Consider the following 23,007-nt stretch of genomic DNA (forward strand, 5'->3'; position numbering starts at 1 on the left):
CAAACAGGCCGGGTCCAAGGTGAGGCGCGCCTGATGCCCGGTCCCGGCCCGAAAGGCAAGCCGCCTATCCGGCGGTCGGCTTGGCCAGCGACGGTCGCTCGGACGCCTTGGCGGCGGCGGTGGCTTCGACGGCGCGCATGACGCGCAGCAGGTTCTCGCCGGCGATCTTGCGGATGTCGGCCTCGGTCCAGCCGGCGTCCATCAGGGCGGCGAGGATGCGGGGATAGGCGTCCACCCCGGTCATGCCCTCAGGCAGGCTGCCGATGCCGTCGAAGTCTGCGCCCAGGCCGACATGGTCGATCCCCGCGACCTGACGCACATGCTGGATGTGGGCGACGACGTCGGCCAGGGTCGCCTCCGGCGTCGGATGGGCGGCGGACCAGGCGGTCAGCCCGGCCTCGACGGCGGTCGGATCGCCGGGGTTCAGGGTCTTCAGCCGCGCCTCCTCGCCCGCGCGGTCGGCGTTCCAGGCGCGGACCCGTTCGGAGACGAAGCCGGGAGCCAGGTTGATCATCACGATCCCCCCGTCCTCGGGCATCATCCGCAGCACCCGGTCGGGCACGTTGCGGGGATGGGCCGTGAGCGCCCGGGCCGAGGAGTGGGAGAAGATGACCGGGGCGTCGGACACCCGCATGGCGTCCAGCATGGTGTCCTCGGACACGTGGCTGAGGTCCACCATCATGCCCAGACGGTTCATCTCGCGCACCACGTCCTCGCCGAAGGGGCTGAGCCCGCCCCATTTGGGGGCGTCGGTGGCGCTGTCGGCCCAGGTGGTGGTCTTGGAATGGGTCAGGGTCATGTAGCGGGCGCCGGCGCGGTGGAACTCGCGCAGCAGGGCCAGGGAGTCGTCGATGGAATAGCCCCCCTCCATGCCGATCAGGCTGGCGATCCGGCCCGAGGCGAAGACGGCGTCCACCTGGTCCGCCGTCGTGGCCAGGCCGAAGACGTCGGGGTGGGCGGCGATGATCCGCTTGGCCGTGTCGATCTGCTCGAAGGTCTCCTCGACCGCCTCCAGCGGGGTCAGGCTGGCGGGGACATAGACCGACCAGAACTGGCCGCCGACGCCGCCGGCGCGCAGGCGGGCGATGTCGGTGTGAAGCCGGGTCGTCGCCTCAAGATTGGCTGTCAAATCAACGGCGTAGACGTCGTTTCCATACTCCTGGCGCAGGGCCCAGGGCAGGTCGTTGTGGCCGTCGATCAGGGGGGTGGTCTTGAGGATTTCGAGCACGCGGGCCTCGCCGGCCGACTGGGCGTGGGCGGCGGTGGCGAAGGCGGCGACGGCGACGCCGGCCAGCAGATGACGGATCATGATGCGACTCCCTGATGTTGCGCCGCACACTGACAGACGGACCTGGAGAAAAGAACCCTCTCCCGCTTGCGGGAGAGGTGGCCCGGCGTTCGCGCAGCGAACCAGGGTCGGAGAGGGAAGTCTTACTCAGAAAGAGGACTTCCCCCATTGTCAGGCGTGTCGCTTCGCGCCACGATCTGCCACTTCCCCCGCAAGCGGGGGAAGGTCTAAGAGACGGCATGAGCGACGCCGCCTTTTCCGATCCGCTCGACCTGAAGAAGGTCGAGACCCGCGCCTGGTTCGAGCATCTGCGCGACCGTATCCATGCGGCCTTCGAGGCGCTGGAGGATGCGGCGCCCGATGATCTGTTTCCGGGGAAGCCAGGGCGGTTCGTGCGGACGCCGTGGGACCGCGAGGCAGGCGGCGGGGGCGTCATGGGGATGATGCACGGTCGGCTGTTCGAGAAGGTCGGGGTTCATGTCTCGACCGTCCACGGATCCTTTCCGGCCGACTACGCCAAGACGGTGCCCGGCGCGGCGGAGGACCCCCGCTTCTTCGCCACCGGGATCAGCCTGATCTGCCATCCGGTCAGCCCCCGGGTTCCGGCGGTGCATATGAACACCCGTTTCATCGCCACGACCCAGAGCTGGTTCGGCGGCGGAGGCGATCTGACGCCGGTGCTGGACGCGGATCGGCGCCAGGACCACCCGGACACCCTGGCCTTCCACGCCGCGATGAAGGCGGCCTGCGACGCCCATGATCCGGACTGGCACGCCAAGTACAAGGCTTGGTGCGACGAGTATTTCTTCCTGCCGCATCGGCAGGAGCCGCGGGGCACCGGCGGCATCTTCTACGACCACCACGACAGCGGCGACCACGACCGCGACTTCGCCTTCACCCGCGACGTGGGCCTGGCCTTCCTGGACGTCTATCCGAAGATCGTCGCCGGGCGGATGGGCGAGGCCTGGACGCCGGAGCAACGCGAAGAGCAGTTGGTGCGGCGCGGGCGGTATGTTGAGTTCAACCTGCTGTACGACCGTGGCACCATGTTCGGCCTCAAGACCGGCGGCAACGTCGATTCGATCCTCAGCTCCATGCCCCCGGTGGTGAAATGGCCGTGAAGTCCCCCCTTGCGAAGATCCTGCTGCGCCCCCTGGCCACCTCGGCCCTGTTTGCGGTGCTGTACGGGATCTATCTGACCCTGTCGCACCAGCCGCAGATCCCGCTGACCCTGTTCGTTGTGATCGGCTTCTATTTCGCCGCCTCGCTGCTGCTGGAGCGGTTCGTGTTTCCCCGGTTGGGACTCTGATCAAAAAAAGACAGTCTAGATCGTCTAAACAGTCTGAATTCGGCGGCCCGCCCGCCCTTGAAACCGCGTCCCCGAATTGCACTGCGCCGGCGAAAACCGGTGCGATGCGCAAAAGAGTGCAGTTTGGCGGCGTGTTTTCCGTTCGATTGTCAAAGACCTGGCGGCCAGTCTAACCGCGCCCGGAAGGGCGATGGGTCGATTGTGGGGATTTCATTGAAAGCCCTTAGAATTCAGAATGCGGTGGAGCGGAATTAGGGGTGCATCCCCCGTCGGCTCATTCCATGGCGGCGACAAAAGCGTCGCCCGCCTTGCTGCGATAGCGTTCGCGATGCCGCAGCAGGCGGAACGGGCGTTCCGGCAGGCTGAAGGCGGCGCTGACCAGACGTCCGGCGGCGACCGAGCCATAGGCCACGCTTTCGGACAGGGCCGTGGCCCCCGCCCCCGCCTCGGCCGCCGCCAGCACCGCCTCGTTTGACGGCAGGGTCATGGCGATGGACAGGGCGGCGGGGTCCACGCCCGCGTTTCGCAGCGCCGCCTCCAGGGTCGAGCGGGTGCCCGATCCCGCTTCGCGCAGGACCCAGGCCTGGGTCGCCAGGGTCTGGGCCTCCAGTCGACGCAGTCCGGCCCAGGGATGGTCGGGCGTGACCAGAACCGCCAGCCGGTCCGAGCCCACCACCGTCTGATCCAGCAAGGGCTGGTCGATCTCGCCCTCGACCAGACCCAGTTCGGCCGCGCCGCTCAACACCCCCTCGGCCACCTCACGCGTATTGCCTATGGCCACATCCAGTTCGACGCCGGGATGGGCCGCATGAAAGGCGGCCAGTCGGCGGGGCAACCAGGCGCTGGCGATGGTCTGGCTGGCGAAGAGGGTCAGGCGGCCGCGTCGCAGGGCGCTCATGTCCGCAAGCGCCGCCTCGGCCGCCGCTGCGCGGGCCAGCACGGCCCTGGCCTCGGGCAGGAAGGCCTGGCCGGTCTGGTTCAGGACGACGCCCCGGCCGACCCGGTCGAACAGATGCACGTCATGTTCGGCCTCCAGCGCCGCGATGGCGTTGGAGACCGCCGACTGGGTCAGGTTCAGCGCCCGCGCGGCGGCCGTCACATGCTGGCGCTCGGCCACGGCGACGAAGATGCGCAGGCGTTCCAGGGTCACGATCAATCTCCAAATCGGATTGAAACGACCATAACAATCCGTTGGACCGAGGTCGAGGGGCCGCCCATCAAGCTGGACCATGAAATCCGCTGCCCCTGACGCCGTTTTGAGTCCTCCCCTGCCCCGCATGATACGGCTGGGCGCGTTCGGGCGCGCGGTGTGGCCCGGCCTGATGATGAGCCTGGTGGTCGCCCTGGCGGCGGTGGGCCTGGGTGGCCTGGAACGCGGGGCGGTCGGCAAGGTCTGGCTGGAGCCGCTGGTGCTGGCCATCCTGCTGGGCGCCGGCGTGCGGGCGGCCTGGACGCCGGACGTGCGGTTCAGGGCCGGGATCGATTTCAGCGCCAAGATCCTGCTGGAGGTCGCCGTGGTCCTGCTGGGCGCCTCGGTCAGTGCGGCGACCCTGTCGTCGCTGGGGCTGGGGTTCGTGGCGGGGGTCTTCGCCCTGGTCGCCGCCGCCATTCTGGCCGGGTTCGGGATCGGGCGTCTGCTGGGGCTGAACCCGCGCATGGCCCTGCTGGTGGCTTGCGGCAACGCCATTTGCGGCAACTCCGCCATCGCCGCCGTGGCCCCGGTGATCGACGCCGATGGCGAGGAGGTCGCCGCCTCCATCGCCTTTACCGCCGTGCTGGGGGTGGTGGTGGTGCTGACCCTGCCGCTGCTGGGCGGGCTGATGGGGATGAGCGGGCTGCAATACGGCGCCCTGGCGGGGCTGACCGTCTACGCCGTGCCCCAGGTGCTGGCCGCCGCAGCCCCGTTCGGCGCGGTCGCGACCCAGACGGGGACGGTGGTCAAGCTGGCGCGGGTGCTGATGCTGGGGCCGGTGATCCTGGTGCTGTCGCTGATCTTCCGGGATCGGGCGGAGGGGGCGAAGGGGCCGGGACTGCACCGGCTCCTGCCGTGGTTCATCGTCGGTTTTCTGGCGATGATCGCGCTGCGGAACCTGGAGCTGATCCCGCAGGCGGCGCTCGAACCGATGGCGGCGGCCTCCGGCCTGCTGACCGTGGCGGCCATGGCGGCCTTGGGCCTGCAGACCGACATCCGGGCCGTGGCGCGGGCCGGCGGGCGGGTGGTCGCGGCGGTGGTGTTGTCGCTGGCGGCCCTGGTTGGGCTGAGCCTGGGGCTGATCGCGGTGTTGGGGGTTTAGCGCCTTCTACTTTCGTCATTCTCCGGCAAGCCGCCCCTTCGCGGCGCAGACCTGGGAACCCAGCGGCGCCGAAGGCGATGTATCCGCCGCGCGATGCTCGAAAGTTCTTCCGCGACAGGTTCGCGCTCTCGCGCGCCGCTGGGTCCCCCGGTCTCGCTACGCTCGCCGGAGGATGACGAAAGTAAGGATCAGATCCCGCTGCCCTGGTCCTCGACCGGGGGCGGGGTCAGCAGCAGGAAGGCGCGGATCCAGGCGGTGAGGACGGCGCGGTCGTTGGGGCGTTTCAGGCTGTCGAGCGCGGCCTCGGCCAGGGGTTCGGGGATGCGCGAACCGCGCCGGACCTCGACCAGGGCGGCGGCGTAGTCGGGCTGGAACTCCGGGTGGCACTGGAAGGAGATGGCGTCCTGGCCCCAGGCCAGGCCGGCGTAGGGGGTGAAGCCGCTGGAGGCGATGACGCGCGCATCGGGCGAGACGGCCACGACCTGATCCTGATGCGAGACGGGGATGGCGAGGGTGCGGGCGCGGGGGTGCATCCAGGGCTCGGTCCCGTGCACGTCGTAACGGTGCAGGCCGACGCCCCAGCCCTTGTCCGACTTCTCGACCGCGCCGCCGAAGGCGTGGGCCAGGACCTGATGGCCGAAACAGATGCCGACGATCCGGGTCCGGCCCCGCGCCGCACGCAGCCAGTCGATCAGCTGGGGAATCCACGGCAGGTCGTCATAGACGCCGGCGGCCGAGCCGGTGACGATCACCCCCTGGAAGGCGGCGGGGTCTGACGGCAGATGGCCGGACTGGACGTCGAACCGGGTGGTCGGGACGTTTTCGCCCAGCAGGGCGCGGAACCGGGCCGGATAGTCGTCGAAACTGTCCTTCAGGGCCTCGGGCGGATGGCCGGTTTCCAGAATGGCGATACGGGTCATGGCCCGACCATAGACAAGGGGCGCGCCGATCAGAAGGACCAGATTTCAGCCTTGCCGCCCGGATCGCCCAGACGGTCGGCGACCCAGCCGCAGACTTGGCGCGCCGCGTCCTCGGCGCCCGGCGGCGGATTGACGATCACCAGGGCGCAGCCGTTCATCTTCATCGGATTGGTCAGGGGACGCAGGCGGGCCTCGGCGACCAGGGTCGGGCCGGCCTTGGGCTGCAGCCGGCGGATGAAGCCGTCGAAGGTCTCCAGATCCTTCAGCGGGGTCCAGATCGCCACGGTCGCGGTCGGGTCGCGACGGACCACCGCCAGGGCGGTTTCGGCCGAACGGATATAGTCGTCGGGCTTCTCGAACGGCGGGTCGATCAGGATCAGGGGCGCCTTGACCCGCGCCGCCTCGGCCGTGGCCAGGGCGTAGCCGTCGCCCTCGCGCGCCTCGGCGTTGGGGCGATCCGCGAGGGCCTGATCCAGCAGGGCGCGGACGGGCGGGTTCAGCTCATAGCCGACATAGGTTCCGCCCGCCCCGAGGGCGTCGGCGATCAGCAGGGGCGAGCCGGGATAGAAGCGGGCGCCGCCGTCGGGGTTCAGCGCCGCCACCCGATCCGCCAGGGCCTGCATCAGGGGCGGCAGGTCCGGGTCGGTCATCAGACGCGCGACTCCGGCCTCGGCCTCCTTGGACCGGACGGCGTCGCCGGACAGATCATAAAGGCCGGCGCCGGCGTGGGTGTCGAGCACCGTCAGCGAGCCTGCGGCCGCGCGGGTCTTCACCAGCCACAGGACCAGGGCGTGTTTGACCAGGTCGGCGAAGTTTCCGGCGTGGAAGCTGTGGCGATAATTCATGCCGCCTCGTGTCGCGCCGGGCGCGCGGGGTCAAGGGGAAGCGGCGGCTGGAACCCGGCGACCCCACCCGGCGTTCGTTGCTGGTCTTGGGGCGGGTCTGGGGCAAGCCGCTGAAAGACCAATGAAAAGGAAGGCCGCTGATGGCGGACGGATCGCACGGCGTGGATATTGCGGTCGAGGTTCCGCAGGGGCTGAGCTGGTGCAGCGACGACAACCCCGGCCTGACCCGCCGCCGCGCCGGCAAGGGTTGGTCCTATCGCGACGCCAAGGATCAACCGGTCAAGGACGCCAAGGTTCTGGACCGGATCCGCGCCTTGGCCATTCCGCCCGCCTGGACCGACGTCTGGATCTGCCCCAAGGCCAACGGCCATATCCAGGCGACCGGCCGCGACGTGAAGGGGCGCAAACAGTATCGCTATCACGACGGCTGGAGCGCGGCCCGATCCGAGAACAAGTTCGACAAGCTGCCGGCCTTTTCGCGCGCCCTGCCCAAGCTGCGCGCCCAGGTCGAACATGACCTGAACCTGAGAGGGCCGGTGAAGGACAAGGTGCTGGCCACCGCCGTGCGCCTGCTGGAGATCACCCTGATCCGGGTCGGCAATGCGGCCTATGCGCGGGAGAACCGCAGCTATGGGCTGACCACCCTGAACAAGCGGCATCTGGAGGTGGACGGCGCGGCCCTGACATTCGAGTTCCGGGGCAAGAGCGGCAAGGACCACCGGGTCAGCGTCCGCGACCGGCGACTGGCGCGGGTGGTGCGGGCGCTGGAGGAACTGCCGGGCCAGCACCTGTTCAAATACCGCACGGCCGACGGGGAGCTGTGCCCCGTCACCTCGGACGATGTGAACGCCTATATCCGCGCGGCCATGGGCGACCAGTTCTCGGCCAAGGATTTCCGCACCTGGGCGGGCACGGTCTCGGCGGCGCGGGCCTTGCGCGAGATGGAGCCCCCGACCTCGCCGACCGACGCCAAACGCAAGATCACCGTCTGCGTCAAGGCGGTGGCGGGCCTGCTGGGCAATACGCCGACAGTGTGCCGGACCTCCTACGTCCATCCGAAGGTGATGGCGCTGTACGAGAGCGGCGAGCTGAAGACCGCCCTGCCGGGGCCGGACACCAAGGGGTTCGAGACGGCGCTGATCAAGCTGCTGAAGGTGGAGTGAGCCCACCGCCCCGCTCCGTCACCCTCCGACTTGTTCGGAGGGCCTACCCTAGCAACACACGAAACGAACGAGGGGCGCACGGTGGTCCGTGCGCCCCCCATCTTATCGCACAATCCCCGCCGTGGGCCCTCCGGACGAGCCGGAGGGTGACGGGTCTGGTGGGGGCGTCAGCCCTTCATCCGCCAGGTCGCGCCGTCGGGGCCGTCCATGACGACGACGTTCAGTGCGTTCAGGCGGTCGCGGATGCGGTCGGCCTCGGGCCAGTCCTTGGCGGCGCGGGCGGCTGCGCGTTGCTCCAGCAGGGCCTCGACCTCGATACGCAAGGCGTCGGAGACGTCGCCTTCCAGCCAGGCGGCTGGATCGGCCTGGAGCACGCCCAGGATGGAGGCGCAGGCCACGAGGCGAGCACGGGCCTGAGCGACGGCGGCGGTGTCGCCCGCCGTCATGCCGCGTTCGATCTCGCTGGACAGGGCGAACAGGGTCGCCATGGCGCCGGGGGTGTTCAGATCGTCCTCGATGGACTTGAGGAAGTCGGCGGGGGGATCGAGATCCAGAACCTCGACGCCGCTGGAGCGGTGCAGTGCGCCGTAGAGACGATCCAACGACTTCTTGGACTGATCCAGCAGACCCTGGTTCCAGTCCAGCGGCTGGCGGTAGTGGGCCGACAGCAGCGCCCAGCGGACGACCTCGCCCGGCATGGCCTGGACCAGGTCGTGCAGCAACAGGACGTTGCCGATGGACTTGGACATCTTCTCGGCGTCCACGGTCAGGAAGCCGTTGTGCATCCAGTAGCGGGCGTATTCGTCGTGCGCCTGATCGTCATGGGCGTGGCCGTGGGCGCAGACGCCCTGGGCGATCTCATTCTCGTGGTGAGGGAAGACCAGGTCGATGCCGCCGCCGTGGATATCGATGGGCAGGCCCAGGGCCTGTTCGATCATGGCCGAGCATTCGATATGCCAGCCAGGACGCCCCTCGCCCCAGGGCGACGGCCAGGACGGCTCGTCCGGCTTGGACGGTTTCCACAGGACGAAATCATGGGGGTTCTTCTTGTACGGCGCGACCTCGACGCGGGCGCCGGCGATCATGTCGTCCAGGTTCCGACCCGAGAGGGCGCCGTAGGACGGATAGGAGGAGACGTCGAACAGGACGTGGCCCTCCGCCGCATAGGCGCAGCCGGCGTCGACGATGGCCTGGATCTGGGCGACGATGGCCGGGATATAGTCGGTGACGTGGGGGGCGAGGTCGGGCGGCGAGACGTTCAGCAGGCCCATGTCGGCGAGATAGGCGGCCTCGTAGCGGGCGGTGACCTCGCCGATCGGCACGCCCTCGCGGGCGGCCTTCTGATTGATCTTGTCGTCCACGTCGGTGACGTTGCGAGCGTAGATCACATGATCCGCGCCATAGGTCCGGCGCAGCAGACGCACCAGGACGTCGAACACCACCGGCGGGCGCGCATTGCCGATATGGGCGTAGTCATAGACCGTCGGGCCGCAGACATAGAGGGTCACCCGGTTCGGATCGCGCGGTTCGAACAGGCGCTTTTCACGGTGCAGGGTGTCGTGGATGTGCAGCGGCATAAGATAGGTGGACTTCGTTTTCTTGCAGGACGGAGGGTCCGTCCCATATAGCGGCCTGATATACAGTCCAGACGGATTGTAGAAGCTATACCGGGCGGCTCCGACCGCCCCGGCCGGAAAATCGAGTTCATGAGCGTCATCCCCGCCAAGCCCGTCCTCGTCAGCGACGAAACCGCCACGGTTCAGGAGTCTGGCCGCCCGTCGCGCGAGCAGGCGCTGGAGGCCGTGCGCACCCTGATCGCCTGGGCCGGGGACAATCCGGACCGTCCGGGCCTGATCGACACGCCCAAGCGGGTGGTGGACGCTTACGGCGAATGGTTCGACGGCTATGAGGCCGACGCGGCCAAGGAGCTGTCGCGCACCTTCGAGGACGTGACCGGCTATGACGACATGGTCATCCTGCGCGAGATCGAGGTGGAGAGCCATTGCGAGCACCACCTGGCCCCCTTCCTGGGCAAGGCCTATGTCGCCTATCTGCCCGGCGAGAAGGTTGTCGGCATCTCCAAGCTGGCGCGGGTGGTGGAGATCTTCGCCCGACGTCTGCAGAATCAGGAAACCCTGACCAACGACATCATCGAGGCCATCGAATCGCACCTGCAGCCCAAGGGCGTCGCGGTGATGATCGACGCCGCGCACCAGTGCATGACCACGCGCGGGGTGCATCACCGGCATGTTTCGACCGTCACGACCCGGTTCACCGGCGCCTTCAAGTCCGATCCGGCCCTTATGGACCGTTTCCTGAAGCTGGCGAAGGCGTAAAGCCTCGCCTGTCGCGGGTAATTGACGTTCCGGAACGCCGGATCGTTTAGAACCGCTTTACAAGCGCGCATCGGGACGCCAAGAACCGAACAAGCTCTCGGGCGATCCATAGGGAAATGTCGGCGCGGATCGCGGCCGGCGGTAACGGAGATTAGGCATGGCTGCGAAGATCGGCGGTTCCGGTGGGGACAAGCACACGATCGAACAGACGGCGGATATCAACATCACGCCGTTCATCGACATTCTGCTGGTGCTGATGATCATCTTCATGGTCGCCGCGCCCATGGCGACCGTGTCGATCCGCCTCGACCTGCCGCCGGCGACGCCGCCCACCGATCCGACCAAGGAAAAGGAACCGGTGTACATCACCATCCAGGAAAACGGTCAGCTGTTCCTGTCGGACAAGCAGACCTCGATCGACAACCTGGCCGCCGACGTCTGCACCGCCCTGGGCGGCGGCGCCTGCCAGGAAGAGCGCGTCTTCGTGCGCGCCCAGCCGGAAGTGAAATATTCTCAGTTCATGGAAGTCATGAACAAGATGCAGGAGAACGGCTTCTTCAAGGTCGGCCTGCTGAACGAAGACATCGAATAGGACCGAGGTTCTATCCCGGATCAGGGCCGCGTTCCGAAAGGGACGCGGCCTTTTTCTTTGCGGCAAGGCTTGCTCCCGCGCACGCTGACCGCCTTGATGCCAAATCGGCTGTTCGAGGAGTCCGCCCATGCGTCGTCGCACCTTCCTGTCCGCCCTGCCGGCCGGAGCCCTGGCGGCGACGGCCGTCCAGGCGCGACAGTCGTCTCCGACCGCCAAGCCGACCGAGGCGGTCCCCGCCCCTGCCCGTCCCGCCGATCCCTACGCCGGGGTCGGCATCGGCGACCGGGTCACGGGACCGAAATTCATGGGCCGCTCAACCGTCTGGGGCGCGAACGGGGCGGCGGCGACGGCGCACCCGGCGGCCAGCCTGATCGGCATCGACACCCTGAGGCGCGGCGGATCGGCCATCGACGCGGCCATCGCCATCAATGCGGCCCTGGGCTTCCTGGAGCCGGTGGCCAACGGCATCGGCGGCGACGCCTATTGCCTGCTGTGGGACCCGAAACAGAAGACGGTGGTCGGGCTGAACGGGTCCGGCGCCAGTCCGCGAGGCCTTAGCCTGGAAACCGCGCGGTCCAAGGCCATCGAGGGCTATCTGCCGCGTTATGGGGCGGTGACGGTGAATGTGCCCGGCACCGTGGACGCCTGGTGGAGCGCGCACCAACGCTACGGCAAGCTGCCGTGGAAGGATGTCCTGCTGCCGGTCGCCGAGCTTTGCGAACAGGGCGCGCCCGTGCCCCAGGTCATCGCCTACTACCTGGAACGCAATATGGCGGCCTTCGACCGGGGCGTGATCCCTATCGAGGAGAACGACAATAGGAAGCGCATCTGGGCCGCCGGCGGGGCGACGCCCAAGGTGGGCGAGGTTTTCGCCAACCCCTTCCTGGGCAAGACCCTGCGGATGATCGCCGAGGGCGGGCGCGACGCCTTCTATGACGGCCCCATCGCCGATCAGATCGAGGCCTATTTCAAACGGATCGGCGGCTGGATGACCCGCGCCGACATGGCCGCCCACCGCACCGAATGGGTCGAGCCGATCCAGACCAATTATCGCGGGGTGGACGTCTTCGGCCTGGGCCCCAACACGCAAGGCCTGTCGACCAACCAGATCCTGAACATCTGCGAACAGTTCGATCTGAAATCCATGGGCTTCCAGTCCGCCGCCTCGCTGCACGTCCAGGCCGAGGCCAAGCGGCTGGCGTTCGAGGACCGGGCGCGCTGGTTCGCCGACGACCGATTCTCCAAGACCCCGGTCGAATGGCTGAACTCCAAGGCCTACGCCGCCGAACGGGCCAGGCTGATCCGGCCGGACCGGGTCATGGATCGCGTCATGCCGGGCGACGCCCCGCACCACGGCGACACCACCTATTTCAGCGTCGCCGACAGCGACGGGATGATGGTCAGCTGGATCCAGTCCAACTATCGCGGCATGGGCTCGGGCCTGGCGCCGGACAATGGATCGGAGCCGCTGGGCTTCATGTTCCAGGACCGGGGCGAGCTGTTCGCCCTGAGCGACGGCCATCCCAACGTCTATGCGCCCGGCAAGCGGCCGTTCCAGACCATTATCCCCGGTTTCGCGGTCAAGGACGGCGAGCCCTGGATGGCCTTCGGCGTCATGGGCGGCGCCATGCAGCCCCAGGGCCAGGCCCAGATCATCATCAACATGGTCGATTATGGGCTTGAGCCCCAGGCGGCGGGGGATGCGCCGCGCTGGCAACACTATGGCTCGTCCGAACCGACCGGCCAGGCGCAGGAGGGGACCGGGGTGCTGCACCTGGAGAGCGGCGTGCCCGAGGCGACCAAGGCGCAGTTGCGAGCGATGGGCTGGACCCTGGGCGAGCCGGACGGCGGGTTCGGCGGCTATCAGAACGTCATGAAGCAGATGAACCCCGGCGGACGCTGGACCTATGGCGCGGCGACCGAGATGCGCAAGGACGGGATCGCCATCGCCTATTGAGGGCGGGGATGTTATGATCGGGTCATGAAGATCGGCGCTCAGGGTCAGGTCGTTATTCCGGCGGAACTGGTGGAACAGGCCGGTTTCGGGCCTGACGACGAGTTGTCGGTCCGGATCGACAGCGGCGTCCTGACCATTCGCGCGGCCAACGACCGACCGCACGCGGCGAAAGACCGCGGGCGCGCACTGATTGAGCATATGCAACGGTATCGTTCCGCCCTGAACATGACGACGGACGACGTCATGGCGATGACGCGGGGCGAATGAGGGTTCTGATCGACAGCAATGTGCTGATCGACCTGATCGACGAGACGCTGTCTTGGCATGACTGGTCAGCGAGCCAAGCCTCAGCGATCCTGAATGCGGAAGGGGCGCTGGTGATCAATCCGATCATCTATACGGAGGTCTCAATTCCGTTTCTTAATGCAGACACGGTGGAAGCACTGCTGGCTCCGTTTGATCGCGAAGGCCTGCCGTTCGAAGCCGCCTTTCTGGCCGGCAAGGCTTTTCAGGCCTATCGTCGGCGGGGCGGTGTTCGGACTTCGCCCCTGCCTGACTTCTTCATCGGCGCCCACGCCCTGGTCGCCGGATACAGGCTGCTGACGCGCGACGGAGCGCGGTATCGTACCTATTTTCCCGAGCTTGAGCTGATCGCGCCATGACCCGTGACGAGGTGCGCGCCCTGCTGCTGTCGTTTCCCGGCGTCGAGGACGGCGTCTCCTATGGCGAGCCATCGTTCAAGGTGGCGGGGAAGTTCTTCACCTGGCTGCGTCCGAAGCTGGACGACAGTATCGTGGTGCATCTGGACAATCTGGATGAGCGGGATTTGCTGATCGAGATGGACCCGGCCGCCTTTCACTTCACCGACCACTACCGCGACTATCCGATCGTGCTGGCGCGGATCGCGGCGGTCGATCCCGTCTGGCTGAGGGCGGCGCTGGAAAGGCGGTGGCGCAAGGTGGCGCCGAAGCGGCTGGTGAAGGTCTACGACGCCGCTTGACCTGACGTCGGGGAAACCATGCAGGGTCCGTTGAAAATAACAACGGACAGAAACGACATGGGGCGGGCGGTTGAGGATCGGGTCATCAAGGCTCAGGACGGCTGGCCGCTGGAGGCGACGCTGTTCCGGGGCGATGCGCCGAGGATGGCGGTGCTGGTCTCGGCGGGCACGGGGTTTCCGCGCGGCTTCTATGCGCGGTTCGCGCGCTGGATGGCCGAGCGGGGCTGCGTGGTCCTGACCTATGACTATCGCGGAATCGGCGGGTCGCGGCCCGAGGATCTGGCGGCGATGGAGATGGACTATCCCGACTGGGGTCGGCTGGACATGCCGGCGGCGCTGAAGGCGTTGAAGAAGGCGGCGCCGGGTCTGCCGATCTTCCACGTCGGACACAGCGTCGGGGGCCATTTCGTGGGCTTCATGCCGAACCAGGCCGAGATCGGGCGGCACGCCTTCGTCTCGGTCGGGACCGGATGGTGGGGCGGACACCATCGGACTTATAATCCGGTCGAGCTGTTCTTCTGGTTCGGTTTCGGGCCGCACCATCTGCGACGCCACGGCTATGTCCGCGCCGGCAGGCTGTGGCGGGGGACCGACCTGCCGCGCGGGGTGTTCGAGACCTGGAAACGGTGGTGCCTGAAGCCGGCCTATTTCCTGGACGAGCTGAAGTCCGGCGCGCTGGAGTCCCAGGGGTTCGATGCGGTCCGGGCGCCGATCCGGTCCTGGATCTTTCCGGACGACCCCATCGCCACGCCGGTCACAGGGGCGGCCCTGCTGGAGGCCTATCCCAACGCGCCGTCCGAGGTCGTGGTGCGTGACGGCCCCGACTATGGGGTGCGACGGGTCGGCCACGAGGGCGCCTTCCGCAAGGGGCTGGAGCCGCTGTGGCAGGAAATCCTGGATTGGTTCGACGCAGGGGTTACGAAGACCGGAGCCGGCGCCTAACTGTGCTGCTCCCGAAAACGAAGGATTTCCCCATGGCTTACGGCGATCAGCCCACAATCACCGTCGATGGCGTCGAGATCCCCCTGCTCGGCTTCGGCACCTGGCAGCTGGAGCCGGCGGATGCGCGCCGGATGGTCGCGGAGGCCCTGCGGATCGGTTATCGCCACATCGACACGGCCTGGATCTACAAGAACGAGAAGGCGGTCGGCGAAGGCATCGTCGATTCGGGCGTGGCCCGCGAGGACATCTTCCTGACCACCAAGATCTGGGTCGAGCATTTCACCCATGACGCCCTGCTGAAACAGGCGAAGGAATCCGCCGAAAGCCTGGGCACGACGCCGGATTTGCTGCTGCTGCACTGGCCCAAGCCGACGCCGACGTTCGAAGAGACTCTGGGGGCGCTGAACGAAGCCAGGGACCAGGGCCTGACCAAGTCGATCGGCCTGTCGAACTTCCCGTCCAAGGAGTTCCGGCAGGCGCAGAGCCTGTCCAAGGCGCGGCTGATCACCAACCAGGTCGAACATCATCCGTATCTAGGGATCGACCAACTGGTGGCGACGGCGGCCGAGCTGGGGTCGTCGATCACCGCCTGGTCGCCCCTGGCCCAGGGCAAGATCGCCGACGACAGGACGATCTCCGAAATCGCCGAGGCCCACGGCAAGACCAACGGCCAGGTCACCCTGCGCTGGCTGATCCAGAGCCGGATCATCGCCATTCCGCGCACGACCAAGGAAAGCCGGGCGCGCGAGAATTTCGACATTTTCGACTTCGAACTCTCGGGCGAGGAGATGCAGCGGATGGACGCCCTGGATCGCGGCGAGCGGCTGGGCGACTGGCTGGATCCGACTTACCAATGGGACAAGGCCGCCGCTTGATCAGGGGAGGCGCGCATGTTGCGTGACCGGGATCGCCCGCGTCTTTGGCGCGCCGCCTTCGCCGTGACCGGCTGGGCGGCGCTGGTCCTGCAGTACCTGCTGATGGCGGGGCCGGCGGACGGCTGGGCGGTGGTGACGCGCACCGTCCAGTACTTCAGCTTCTTCACCATACTGACCAACATCCTGGTCGCCCTGGCGCTGACCGGGCCGTTGCTGAAGCCCACAAGACCCCTGGCGCGCTGGACGGCGTCGCCGGCCTTCCGCGCCGCCGTGACGACCTACATCCTGATCGTCGGGGTGGTGTATCATTTCATGATCGCCCCCTACTGGAGACCCGAGGGGCTGACCCTGGGCGTCAATCTAGTGCTGCACTACGTCATGCCCGCCGCCTTCCTGCTGGACTGGCTGTGGTTCACGCCGAGAGGCCGACTGCGATGGATCGATCCGGTGAAGGCCCTGGGGTTCCCGCTGATCTTCGGCGTTTGGACTCTGGTTCACGGACTTATGACCCACTGGTGGCCCTATGGGTTCGTCAATGTTGACGAACTGGGCCTGGGCCGGGTGCTGGCGGTTTTCGCCGGCCTGCTGGTCTGTTTCCTGCTGGTCGGGCTGGCGCTGGTCGGGCTGGATCGGGCCTTCAGTCGAACGAGGCGTGACAGTTCGGCCCCGGCGCTTTAGGCGGAGGCATGGCCTACAAATCCCTGCGTGACTTCATCGACCAGCTGGAAGCCCAGGGCGAGCTGGTGCGGGTTTCCGAGCCGGTCTCGACCGTGCTGGAGATGACCGAGATCCAGACCCGGCTGCTGCGAAACGGCGGACCGGCGGTGCTGTTCGAGAAGCCGGTGATGCCGGACGGGACGATCAGCCCCATCCCCTGCCTGGCCAATCTGTTCGGCACGGTGAAACGGGTCGCCATGGGAGTGACGCTGGAGGGTAAGAACCGGACGACGGCGGGCGAGCTGCGCGAGGTCGGGGAGTTGCTGGCCTTCCTGCGCAATCCGACGCCACCGCGCGGCCTGGGCGACGCGATGGAGATGCTGCCCCTGGCCCAGACCGTCATGTCGATGCGGCCCAAGACGGTGAAGAAGTCGCCGGTGCAGGAGGTCGTGCTGAAAGGCGACCAGATCGACCTGACCGCCCTGCCCGTTCAGTCGTGCTGGCCCGGCGAGCCGGCGCCCCTTATCACCTGGGGCCTGGTCGTGACCAAGGGACCGAGCGAGGACCGCGAGGACGACTTCAACCTGGGCATCTATCGGATGCAGGTGCTGGGCAAGGACAAGGCGATCATGCGCTGGCTGGCGCATCGCGGCGGGGCGCAACACTATGCGCGGCACAAGAAGGCCCGGCCGAAGGAGCCCCTGCCCTGCGCCGTGGTCCTGGGCGCCGATCCGGGCACGATCCTGGCGGCGGTGACGCCCGTGCCGGACACCCTGTCGGAATATCAGTTCGCCGGCCTGATGCGGGGCGCCAAGGCCGAGTTGGTCGCTTGCAAGACCGTGCCGCTGATGGTCCCGGCCCAGGCCGAGATCGTGCTGGAAGGCCACGTCCTGCTGGACGAGTTCGAGGACGAGGGTCCGTACGGCGACCACACCGGCTATTACAACTCGGTCGAGAAGTTCCCGGTCTTCCAGGTCAGCGCCATCACCATGCGGCGTGACCCGATCTATCTGACGACCTTCACCGGCCGGCCGCCGGACGAGCCCAGCGTGCTGGGCGAGGCGCTGAACGAGGTCTTCATTCCCCTGCTGCGCCAGCAGTTCCCCGAGATCGTCGACTTCTGGCTGCCGCCCGAGGGGTGCAGCTATCGGATCGCCGTGGTGTCGATGAAGAAGGCCTATCCGGGCCACGCCAAGCGGGTGATGCTGGGCGTGTGGAGCTATCTGCGCCAGTTCATGTACACCAAATGGGTCATCGTCGTGGACCACGACATCGACGCCCGCGACTGGAAGGACGTCATGTGGGCCATCTCGACCAAGATGGACCCGGCGCGCGACATCACGGTGATTGAGTCGACGCCCATCGACTATCTGGACTTCGCCAGCCCCGAGAGCGGCCTGGGCTCCAAGATCGGCCTGGACGCCACCGACAAATGGCCGCCCGAGACCAAGCGCGAATGGGGCGAGGAAATCCGCATGGATGAGGCGGTGATCGAGCGGGTCAACGACCTGTGGGGCCGGCTGGGTCTGCCGGGCGACGGGACGCCGATCTGGAAGTAACGCGGCCGCCATGTTATAACTATGTTGTAACGGAGCGCGATCATGACCAGCAAGGTTCGCAAGATCGGGAATTCGGCCGGGATCATCCTGCCCAAACCGGTGTTGGCCGCGCTGGGCGTCAGCGAGGGCGCCGCCGTCGAGTTCGTCTATGAGCCCGGCAAGGTCACCATCGTGCCGGTGAAGCGCAAGGTGCGCGAAGGCTGGGCGGAAGACTTCGAGGCCTTGGCCAAGGAGGGGCTGACCGAGGAGGATCGGGAATGGCTGGAAGCCGACCTGACCAGCGAGACGGACGATGAGTGGGACGCCTCGTCAGAAGAGGATATGGCGCGCATAGAGGCGCAACTGCGGGCTGACGGCGTGGTAAAGCCCTGAGATGGTCCAGCGGGGCGAGATCTGGTGGATCAAGCTGGATCCGACCGTGGGGCATGAGATCCGCAAGACCCGCCCATGCGTGATCGTGTCGCCGGATGCGATGAATCGTAGCGGAGCTTCAATCATCGTGCCGCTCACGGGCGGTGGAGCGCATCGGCGGTTTCGCGTTCCCGCCTCCGTTCAAGACAAGCCGGGCTCAGCCGCCGTCGATCAGGTCCGCACCGTCGACCATACGCGTCTGGGACGACGGATCGGCGAGGCGGACCCGCGCCTGTTGCGTGAAGTTCTCGCCGTCCTGCGTGAGATGTTCGAGGATTAGGTCGCAGAAGGGCGGCCGCGCTGGGCGGCGCGGGTCATACTTGTCAGGCCGAGGCAATCGGCTCACGAAAGGCCATGCGATCCACTTCCCTGATTGCGGCCCTTCTTGCCGCCCTTGCCTGTAGCGTGAGCCCCGCCATGTCCCAGACGCTTCCCAACACCGCGCCGTGGGAGCAGGCCTTCCTGCCGCCCGCACCTCAATGGAACGGGGCGTCCAAGGCCTTGCTGCGCGACGCCTCCGATCCCTGGGTCACGGCGTTCGAGGCCGATCCGGCGCATGATTTCTCGCCCAACTACGCCGACACCCGGGCCTGGTTCGACCGGCTGGATCAGGCGAGCGACCTGATCCGCATCGAACAGTTCGGCGTCTCGCCCGAGGGTCGGCCGATCTATGCGGTGATCGCCTCGAAGGATGGCGCGGCCTTCGATCCGGCCAAGCCGGTGCTGATGATCCAGGCGGGCATCCACCCCGGCGAGATCGACGGCAAGGACGCGGGCATGATGGTGCTGCGTGACATCGCCTTCTACGGCAAGGACGCCCTGCTGGACCGGGTCAATCTGATCCTGATCCCGATCCTGAGCGTGGATGGCCATGAGCGGGCGTCGGCCTATTCCCGGCCGAACCAGCGCGGGCCGCGCATTCAGGGCTGGCGCAATACGGCGACGAACCAGAACCTGAACCGCGACTATCTGAAGCTGGACCAGCCCGAGATGCGCAGCGTTCGGGGCCTGATCCTGAAATACCGGCCGGACCTGTATGTCGACGTCCACGTCACCGACGGCCTGGATTACCAGTACGACGTCACCTACGGCTTCAACGGCGAGGACGGGTCGTTCAGCCGGTCGCCGCACAGCTCGGCCTGGCTGGACACGGTGTTCAAGCCGGCGATGAACGGAGCGCTGGAGCGCGAGGGTCATATCCCCGGCGAACTGGTGTTCGGCATCGACGACGACGAGCCAAAGAAGGGGCTGTCGGACGGCGGTCTGGGTGAGCGGTTCTCGAACGGCTGGGGCGCGGCGGCCCATGTGCCGACCATATTGATCGAGAACCACAGCCTGAAACCGCACGAGCAACGGGTGCTGGGCACCTATGTGTTCATTGAAGAGGCGATGCGACTGCTGGCGGATCAGGGCGCAGCGCTGAAGGCGGCGACGGATCAGGACCGGGCCGTGCGTCCCGCCGAAATCCTGGCGAACTTCGAGGCGGAAGAGGCCCCCTCCTCCACGCGGCCGTTCAAGGGCGTTCTGTACGAGATGTACCACAGCCCGGCCTCGGGTCGCGACGAGGTGCGCTGGCTGGGTCGGCCCGATCCCGAGCTGTGGCAGATGCCCTTCTATGGGTCCAAGCCGACGCTGAGCCTGACGCGGCCGACGGCCTATTGGGTGCCGAGCTATCGCACCGACATCATCGAGCGCCTGAAGATCCACGGGATCGAGATGGAGACGGTCGAGGCGCCGCGCACGGTGAACCTGTCGATGCTGCGCCTGGTCGAACCGAAACTGGCGACGCGGGCCAATGAGGGTCACGTCCAGGCCTCGGTGAAGACGGTCGAGGTCGAGCGCCGCGACTGGACCTTCCCGACCGGTTCGGTGCGGGTGCCGACCGATCAGCCGCTGGGCGACATTGTCGTGCTGCTGCTGGAACCGCAGTCCAGCGAGAGCTTCTTCGCCTGGGGCATGTTCCCCGAGGTCATGAGCCGGGTCGAATATATCGAGGCCTACGCCATCGCGCCCCTGGCGGAGAAGATGCTGGCCGCCGACCCGGCGCTGAAGGCCGAGTTCGAGGCCAAGCTGGCCGCCGAGCCCGCGTTCGCCGCCGATCCGCAGGCGCGGCTGGCCTGGTTCTACGAGCGGACGCCCTTCTACGACGACCGCTATCTGCTCTATCCCGTCGGCCGCGAGGACTGATCGATGACCACACCCCTGATGCAAGCCGTCCAGGCCGCCGCCCTGTGGAGCGGCCTGCTGATCCTGCTGATGCTGGTCCTGTCGGGGATAGTGGTCAGCGGGCGGCGCAAGCACATGGTCTCGTTCGGCGACGGCGGGAACCCCGATCTGGCGGCCGCGACCCGCGCCTTCGGCAACTGCGCCGAATATGCGGCGCCGGGCATGATCGCCATGCTGTTGCTGGCCGCCGTCGGCGCTCCGGCGTGGATGGTCCATGCCGTCGGCGCGACCCTGCTGGTCGGGCGCGTGGTCCATGCCCTGGGCCTGCTGTTCCAGACGGGGCCGTCGCTGGGCCGTGTCATCGGCATGTTGCTGACCTGGGTCGCGCTGCTGACCGCCGCCGTCGGCCTGATCGCCTTCGCCGTCGTCTGATCCTGTTGCAGCGCAACAGGTTGCGGCGCGGCGGGGCGTCCGCCATATCGGGGCATGACCGACACCCTAGATACGCCTGTTTCCACCGATCTTCTGCCCGATCTTCTGAATGACATCGTCCAGGCGGCCCTGAGGGCCGGCGCCGACGCCGCCGAGGCGGTCAGCGCCGATCGTCGGTCCCTGTCGGTCGGGGTGCGCAACGGCAAGCTGGAAGACGTGGAGCGTGAGGAATCGCGCGATCTGGGCCTGCGGGTCTTCGTCGGCCAGCGTCAGGCCTCGGTGTCGGCGTCGGACCTGTCGCCCGAAACCCGCACCCGCCTGGTGGAACGCGCCGTGGCCATGGCGCGCCTCGCGCCGGAAGATCCCCACGCCGGTTTCGCCCCCGAAGATCGGCTGGCGCGCGGACCCTTCGTCGATCTGGACCTGTTCGATCCCAGCGAACGGACCGCCTTGATTCTGGAACAGGTTTCCGCCGAGGCCGAGACAGCGGCCCTGGCGGTCGAGGGCGTCGCCCGATCCGAGGGCGGGCATGCGTCCTGGTCGTCCAGCCAGTGGCGACTGGTCACCTCGCACGGGTTCGACGGCGACTATCGCGGTTCGGCCTTTTCGCTGGGCGTCGGGGTGATCGCCGAAAAGGACGGGGCCATGGAGCGTGGCGGCGAGAGCCGTTCGACCCGGCATCTGGCCGACCTGCCGGGCGCCGAGATCATCGGGCGCACGGCCGGCGAGCGCGCCGTGGCCCGAACCGGGGCGCGCAAGATCGCCTCGACCACCGCCCCGGTCATCTTCGACAACCGGATGGCCGGCCAGATCGTCTCGCCGGCCATAGGCGCCATTTCGGGGCCGTCGATCGCGCGGGGCACCTCCTTCCTGAAGGACAGGATGGGCCAGAGGGTGTTCGCCGAAGGGGTGACCCTGATCGACGATCCGTTCCGGCCGCGCGGCCTGGGATCGACGCCGTTCGACGACGAAGGGGTCGCGGTCGAGCGGCGCGCCCTGTTCGACGACGGCGTCCTGACCACCTGGCTGCTGAACAGCGCCTCGGCCCGCCAACTGGGGCTGCAGTCCACCGGTCACGCCTCGCGCGGCCTGGCCGGACCGCCGGGGGTTGGAACCCACAATCTGCACATGGAGCCGGGCGACCGCGATCTGGCCGGCCTGATGGCCGATGCGGGGACGGGTCTGCTGGTCACGTCGATGTTCGGGCCGTCGCTCAACGGAAACACCGGCGACTGGTCCGCCGGGGTGTCCGGCTTCTGGTTCGAGAACGGCGAGATCGCCTATCCGGTCAACGAGGTCACGGTGGCGGGCAAGCTGCCCGAGCTTTATCTGCGCCTCCAACGCGGGTCGGACCTGGAGTTCCGGGGCGGGTTCAATGTGCCCAGCCTGATGTTCGACGCGGTGGCCATAGCGGGCAAATGATCGACCTAGATGCAGATCTGGAACTGATCCGCCAGGCGGCGATCGACGCCGGGGCGCTGGCGGTTGCGGAGCGCGAGGCCGGGCTGAGGATCGAGTCCAAGGTCGGCGGCTCGCCGGTCACAAGCGGCGATCTGGCGGTGGACGCCATGCTGAAGGACCGGCTGCTGGCCGCCCGGCCCGACTATGGCTGGCTGTCGGAAGAGACGGCGGACACGCCCGAACGCTTGTCGAAGCGCCGAATCTTCGTCGTCGATCCGGTGGACGGCACGGTGGCCTATATGAAGCGCCAGCCCTGGTGGTGCGTGCCCATCGCCGTCGTCGAGGACGGCCAGGTGGTGGCCGCCGCCATCCATGCGCCCGAGGTTCAGGAAACCTATGCGGCGGCGCGCGGCGGCGGCGCGCAGCGCAATGGGGCCGTGATCCGGGCGTCCGACGCCGAGACCCTGGACGACGCCTCGGTGCTGGGCGATGCGCGGATGATCGAGGGGTCGCATTGGGACGAGCCCTGGCCGGTGCTGCGCTTCGCCAAGCGCAACGCCCTGGCCTACCGGATGGCCCTGGTCGCCGCCGGCGCCTTCGACGCCGCCCTGGCCCTGATGCCCAAATGGGACTGGGACGTGGCCGCGGGCAGCCTGATCGCCGAAGAGGCCGGCGCCCGCGTCACCGACCATCACGGCCGGCCGTGGCGGTTCAACCGACCCGACCCGCGTCAGGCCAGCCTGGTCTGCGCCGCTCCGGCCCTGCACCCGCTGATCGTTCGGCGCTGTAAAAACGTGCCGCTATCGACCTAAGGCTTGGGTTGAAAAACCCTGTCATACATTGATCCTTAGGCGTTCTGG

At 67.6% G+C, this 23,007-nt stretch carries 25 protein-coding genes and 1 other annotated feature (1 of these 26 only partly in view); of the genes, 20 read left to right on the forward strand and 5 right to left on the reverse strand.

The features are described from left to right. Positions 1–19, reverse strand: a sequence feature (sul1 is cis-regulatory element that is thought to sense ions involved in sulfur or methionine metabolism; They are found in Alphaproteobacteria) (it extends 43 nt beyond the left edge of the window). 45 nt (positions 20–64) lie between these two features. Beyond that, positions 65–1,309, reverse strand: coding sequence for a dipeptidase (locus ACW18C_RS11350; RefSeq protein WP_492070945.1), 1,245 nt, complete (start codon positions 1,307–1,309; stop codon positions 65–67). A 218-nt stretch (positions 1,310–1,527) separates the two neighbouring features. Between ACW18C_RS11350 and hemF the strand changes: the two genes are divergently transcribed. Both hemF and ACW18C_RS11360 read left to right on the forward strand, forming a co-directional pair. Next, positions 1,528–2,409 carry an oxygen-dependent coproporphyrinogen oxidase gene (gene hemF, locus ACW18C_RS11355; RefSeq protein WP_492070946.1) on the forward strand — a complete coding sequence of 294 codons (882 nt, stop codon included), beginning with the start codon at positions 1,528–1,530 and terminating at the stop codon, positions 2,407–2,409. After that, positions 2,406–2,597 (forward strand): hypothetical protein, encoded by a 192-nt coding sequence (locus ACW18C_RS11360; protein WP_492070947.1) that lies wholly within the window; start codon positions 2,406–2,408, stop codon positions 2,595–2,597. The genes hemF and ACW18C_RS11360 overlap by 4 nt, the downstream gene beginning before the upstream one ends. A gap of 274 nt (positions 2,598–2,871) precedes the next feature. On the opposite strand, the gene ACW18C_RS11365 is transcribed toward ACW18C_RS11360, so the two are convergent. Beyond that, positions 2,872–3,747 carry a LysR family transcriptional regulator gene (locus ACW18C_RS11365; RefSeq protein WP_492070948.1) on the reverse strand — a complete coding sequence of 292 codons (876 nt, stop codon included), beginning with the start codon at positions 3,745–3,747 and terminating at the stop codon, positions 2,872–2,874. 79 nt (positions 3,748–3,826) lie between these two features. Between ACW18C_RS11365 and ACW18C_RS11370 the strand changes: the two genes are divergently transcribed. Then, positions 3,827–4,891, forward strand: a complete 1,065-nt coding sequence (locus ACW18C_RS11370; RefSeq protein WP_492070950.1) for a YeiH family protein — start codon at positions 3,827–3,829, stop codon at positions 4,889–4,891. 188 nt (positions 4,892–5,079) lie between these two features. Here ACW18C_RS11370 and ACW18C_RS11375 read toward each other — a convergent pair whose 3' ends face one another. Both ACW18C_RS11375 and rlmJ read right to left on the reverse strand, forming a co-directional pair. Next, positions 5,080–5,811: a glutamine amidotransferase-related protein gene (locus ACW18C_RS11375; protein ID WP_492070951.1), complete on the reverse strand. Its 732-nt coding sequence runs from the start codon at positions 5,809–5,811 to the stop codon at positions 5,080–5,082. A gap of 29 nt (positions 5,812–5,840) precedes the next feature. Next, on the reverse strand, positions 5,841–6,656 hold the full coding sequence (gene rlmJ / locus ACW18C_RS11380) for a 23S rRNA (adenine(2030)-N(6))-methyltransferase RlmJ (RefSeq protein WP_492070952.1): 816 nt from the start codon (positions 6,654–6,656) through the stop codon (positions 5,841–5,843). Between the two features lie 140 nt (positions 6,657–6,796). On the opposite strand from rlmJ, the gene ACW18C_RS11385 reads away from it, so the two are divergent. Beyond that, positions 6,797–7,819 carry a DNA topoisomerase IB gene (locus ACW18C_RS11385; RefSeq protein ID WP_492070953.1) on the forward strand — a complete coding sequence of 341 codons (1,023 nt, stop codon included), beginning with the start codon at positions 6,797–6,799 and terminating at the stop codon, positions 7,817–7,819. Positions 7,820–7,986: 167 nt separating this feature from the next. On the opposite strand, the gene cysS is transcribed toward ACW18C_RS11385, so the two are convergent. After that, entirely contained in the window at positions 7,987–9,396 is a 1,410-nt protein-coding gene (gene cysS / locus ACW18C_RS11390; protein ID WP_492070954.1) for a cysteine--tRNA ligase, read from the reverse strand. A gap of 129 nt (positions 9,397–9,525) precedes the next feature. Between cysS and folE the strand changes: the two genes are divergently transcribed. From folE to ACW18C_RS11470, 16 genes are all read left to right on the forward strand, one after another. Further along, positions 9,526–10,155 (forward strand): GTP cyclohydrolase I FolE, encoded by a 630-nt coding sequence (gene folE, locus ACW18C_RS11395; RefSeq protein WP_154725539.1) that lies wholly within the window; start codon positions 9,526–9,528, stop codon positions 10,153–10,155. Between the two features lie 157 nt (positions 10,156–10,312). Then, complete coding sequence (locus ACW18C_RS11400) at positions 10,313–10,747, forward strand: biopolymer transporter ExbD (RefSeq protein ID WP_292148310.1); 435 nt, start codon at positions 10,313–10,315, stop codon at positions 10,745–10,747. Positions 10,748–10,874: 127 nt separating this feature from the next. After that, positions 10,875–12,704, forward strand: coding sequence for a gamma-glutamyltransferase family protein (locus tag ACW18C_RS11405; RefSeq protein WP_492070956.1), 1,830 nt, complete (start codon positions 10,875–10,877; stop codon positions 12,702–12,704). 24 nt (positions 12,705–12,728) lie between these two features. Next, positions 12,729–12,971: an AbrB/MazE/SpoVT family DNA-binding domain-containing protein gene (locus ACW18C_RS11410; protein ID WP_008263152.1), complete on the forward strand. Its 243-nt coding sequence runs from the start codon at positions 12,729–12,731 to the stop codon at positions 12,969–12,971. A 20-nt stretch (positions 12,972–12,991) separates the two neighbouring features. Continuing rightward, on the forward strand, positions 12,992–13,366 hold the full coding sequence (locus ACW18C_RS11415; protein ID WP_492070958.1) for a type II toxin-antitoxin system VapC family toxin: 375 nt from the start codon (positions 12,992–12,994) through the stop codon (positions 13,364–13,366). Next, on the forward strand, positions 13,363–13,704 hold the full coding sequence (locus ACW18C_RS11420; protein ID WP_492070960.1) for an MmcQ/YjbR family DNA-binding protein: 342 nt from the start codon (positions 13,363–13,365) through the stop codon (positions 13,702–13,704). The genes ACW18C_RS11415 and ACW18C_RS11420 overlap by 4 nt, the downstream gene beginning before the upstream one ends. A gap of 57 nt (positions 13,705–13,761) precedes the next feature. Next, the gene (locus tag ACW18C_RS11425; protein WP_492070962.1) at positions 13,762–14,646 is read left to right on the forward strand and encodes an alpha/beta hydrolase family protein; all 885 of its coding nucleotides are present in this window, start codon (positions 13,762–13,764) and stop codon (positions 14,644–14,646) included. Positions 14,647–14,678: 32 nt separating this feature from the next. Further along, a complete protein-coding gene (locus tag ACW18C_RS11430) occupies positions 14,679–15,521 on the forward strand; it encodes an aldo/keto reductase (protein ID WP_492070963.1) in 843 nt (280 codons plus the stop codon). Between the two features lie 15 nt (positions 15,522–15,536). Then, complete coding sequence (locus ACW18C_RS11435; protein ID WP_492070965.1) at positions 15,537–16,199, forward strand: Pr6Pr family membrane protein; 663 nt, start codon at positions 15,537–15,539, stop codon at positions 16,197–16,199. 8 nt (positions 16,200–16,207) lie between these two features. Further along, positions 16,208–17,737 (forward strand): UbiD family decarboxylase, encoded by a 1,530-nt coding sequence (locus ACW18C_RS11440; protein WP_492070966.1) that lies wholly within the window; start codon positions 16,208–16,210, stop codon positions 17,735–17,737. 42 nt (positions 17,738–17,779) lie between these two features. Further along, positions 17,780–18,109: an AbrB/MazE/SpoVT family DNA-binding domain-containing protein gene (locus ACW18C_RS11445; protein WP_492070968.1), complete on the forward strand. Its 330-nt coding sequence runs from the start codon at positions 17,780–17,782 to the stop codon at positions 18,107–18,109. A gap of 1 nt (position 18,110) precedes the next feature. After that, positions 18,111–18,428 carry a type II toxin-antitoxin system PemK/MazF family toxin gene (locus tag ACW18C_RS11450; protein ID WP_426026269.1) on the forward strand — a complete coding sequence of 106 codons (318 nt, stop codon included), beginning with the start codon at positions 18,111–18,113 and terminating at the stop codon, positions 18,426–18,428. Positions 18,429–18,502: 74 nt separating this feature from the next. After that, positions 18,503–20,335 (forward strand): M14 family metallopeptidase, encoded by a 1,833-nt coding sequence (locus ACW18C_RS11455; RefSeq protein WP_492070970.1) that lies wholly within the window; start codon positions 18,503–18,505, stop codon positions 20,333–20,335. Between the two features lie 3 nt (positions 20,336–20,338). Beyond that, positions 20,339–20,746: an MAPEG family protein gene (locus tag ACW18C_RS11460; RefSeq protein WP_035307697.1), complete on the forward strand. Its 408-nt coding sequence runs from the start codon at positions 20,339–20,341 to the stop codon at positions 20,744–20,746. A gap of 54 nt (positions 20,747–20,800) precedes the next feature. After that, entirely contained in the window at positions 20,801–22,168 is a 1,368-nt protein-coding gene (locus tag ACW18C_RS11465; RefSeq protein WP_492070971.1) for a TldD/PmbA family protein, read from the forward strand. After that, positions 22,165–22,959 carry a 3'(2'),5'-bisphosphate nucleotidase CysQ gene (locus ACW18C_RS11470; protein WP_492070973.1) on the forward strand — a complete coding sequence of 265 codons (795 nt, stop codon included), beginning with the start codon at positions 22,165–22,167 and terminating at the stop codon, positions 22,957–22,959. Before ACW18C_RS11465 ends, ACW18C_RS11470 begins: the two co-directional genes overlap by 4 nt. Positions 22,960–23,007: the final 48 nt, after the last annotated feature.

Source organism: Brevundimonas sp. FV1ye7S, assembly GCF_058680995.1.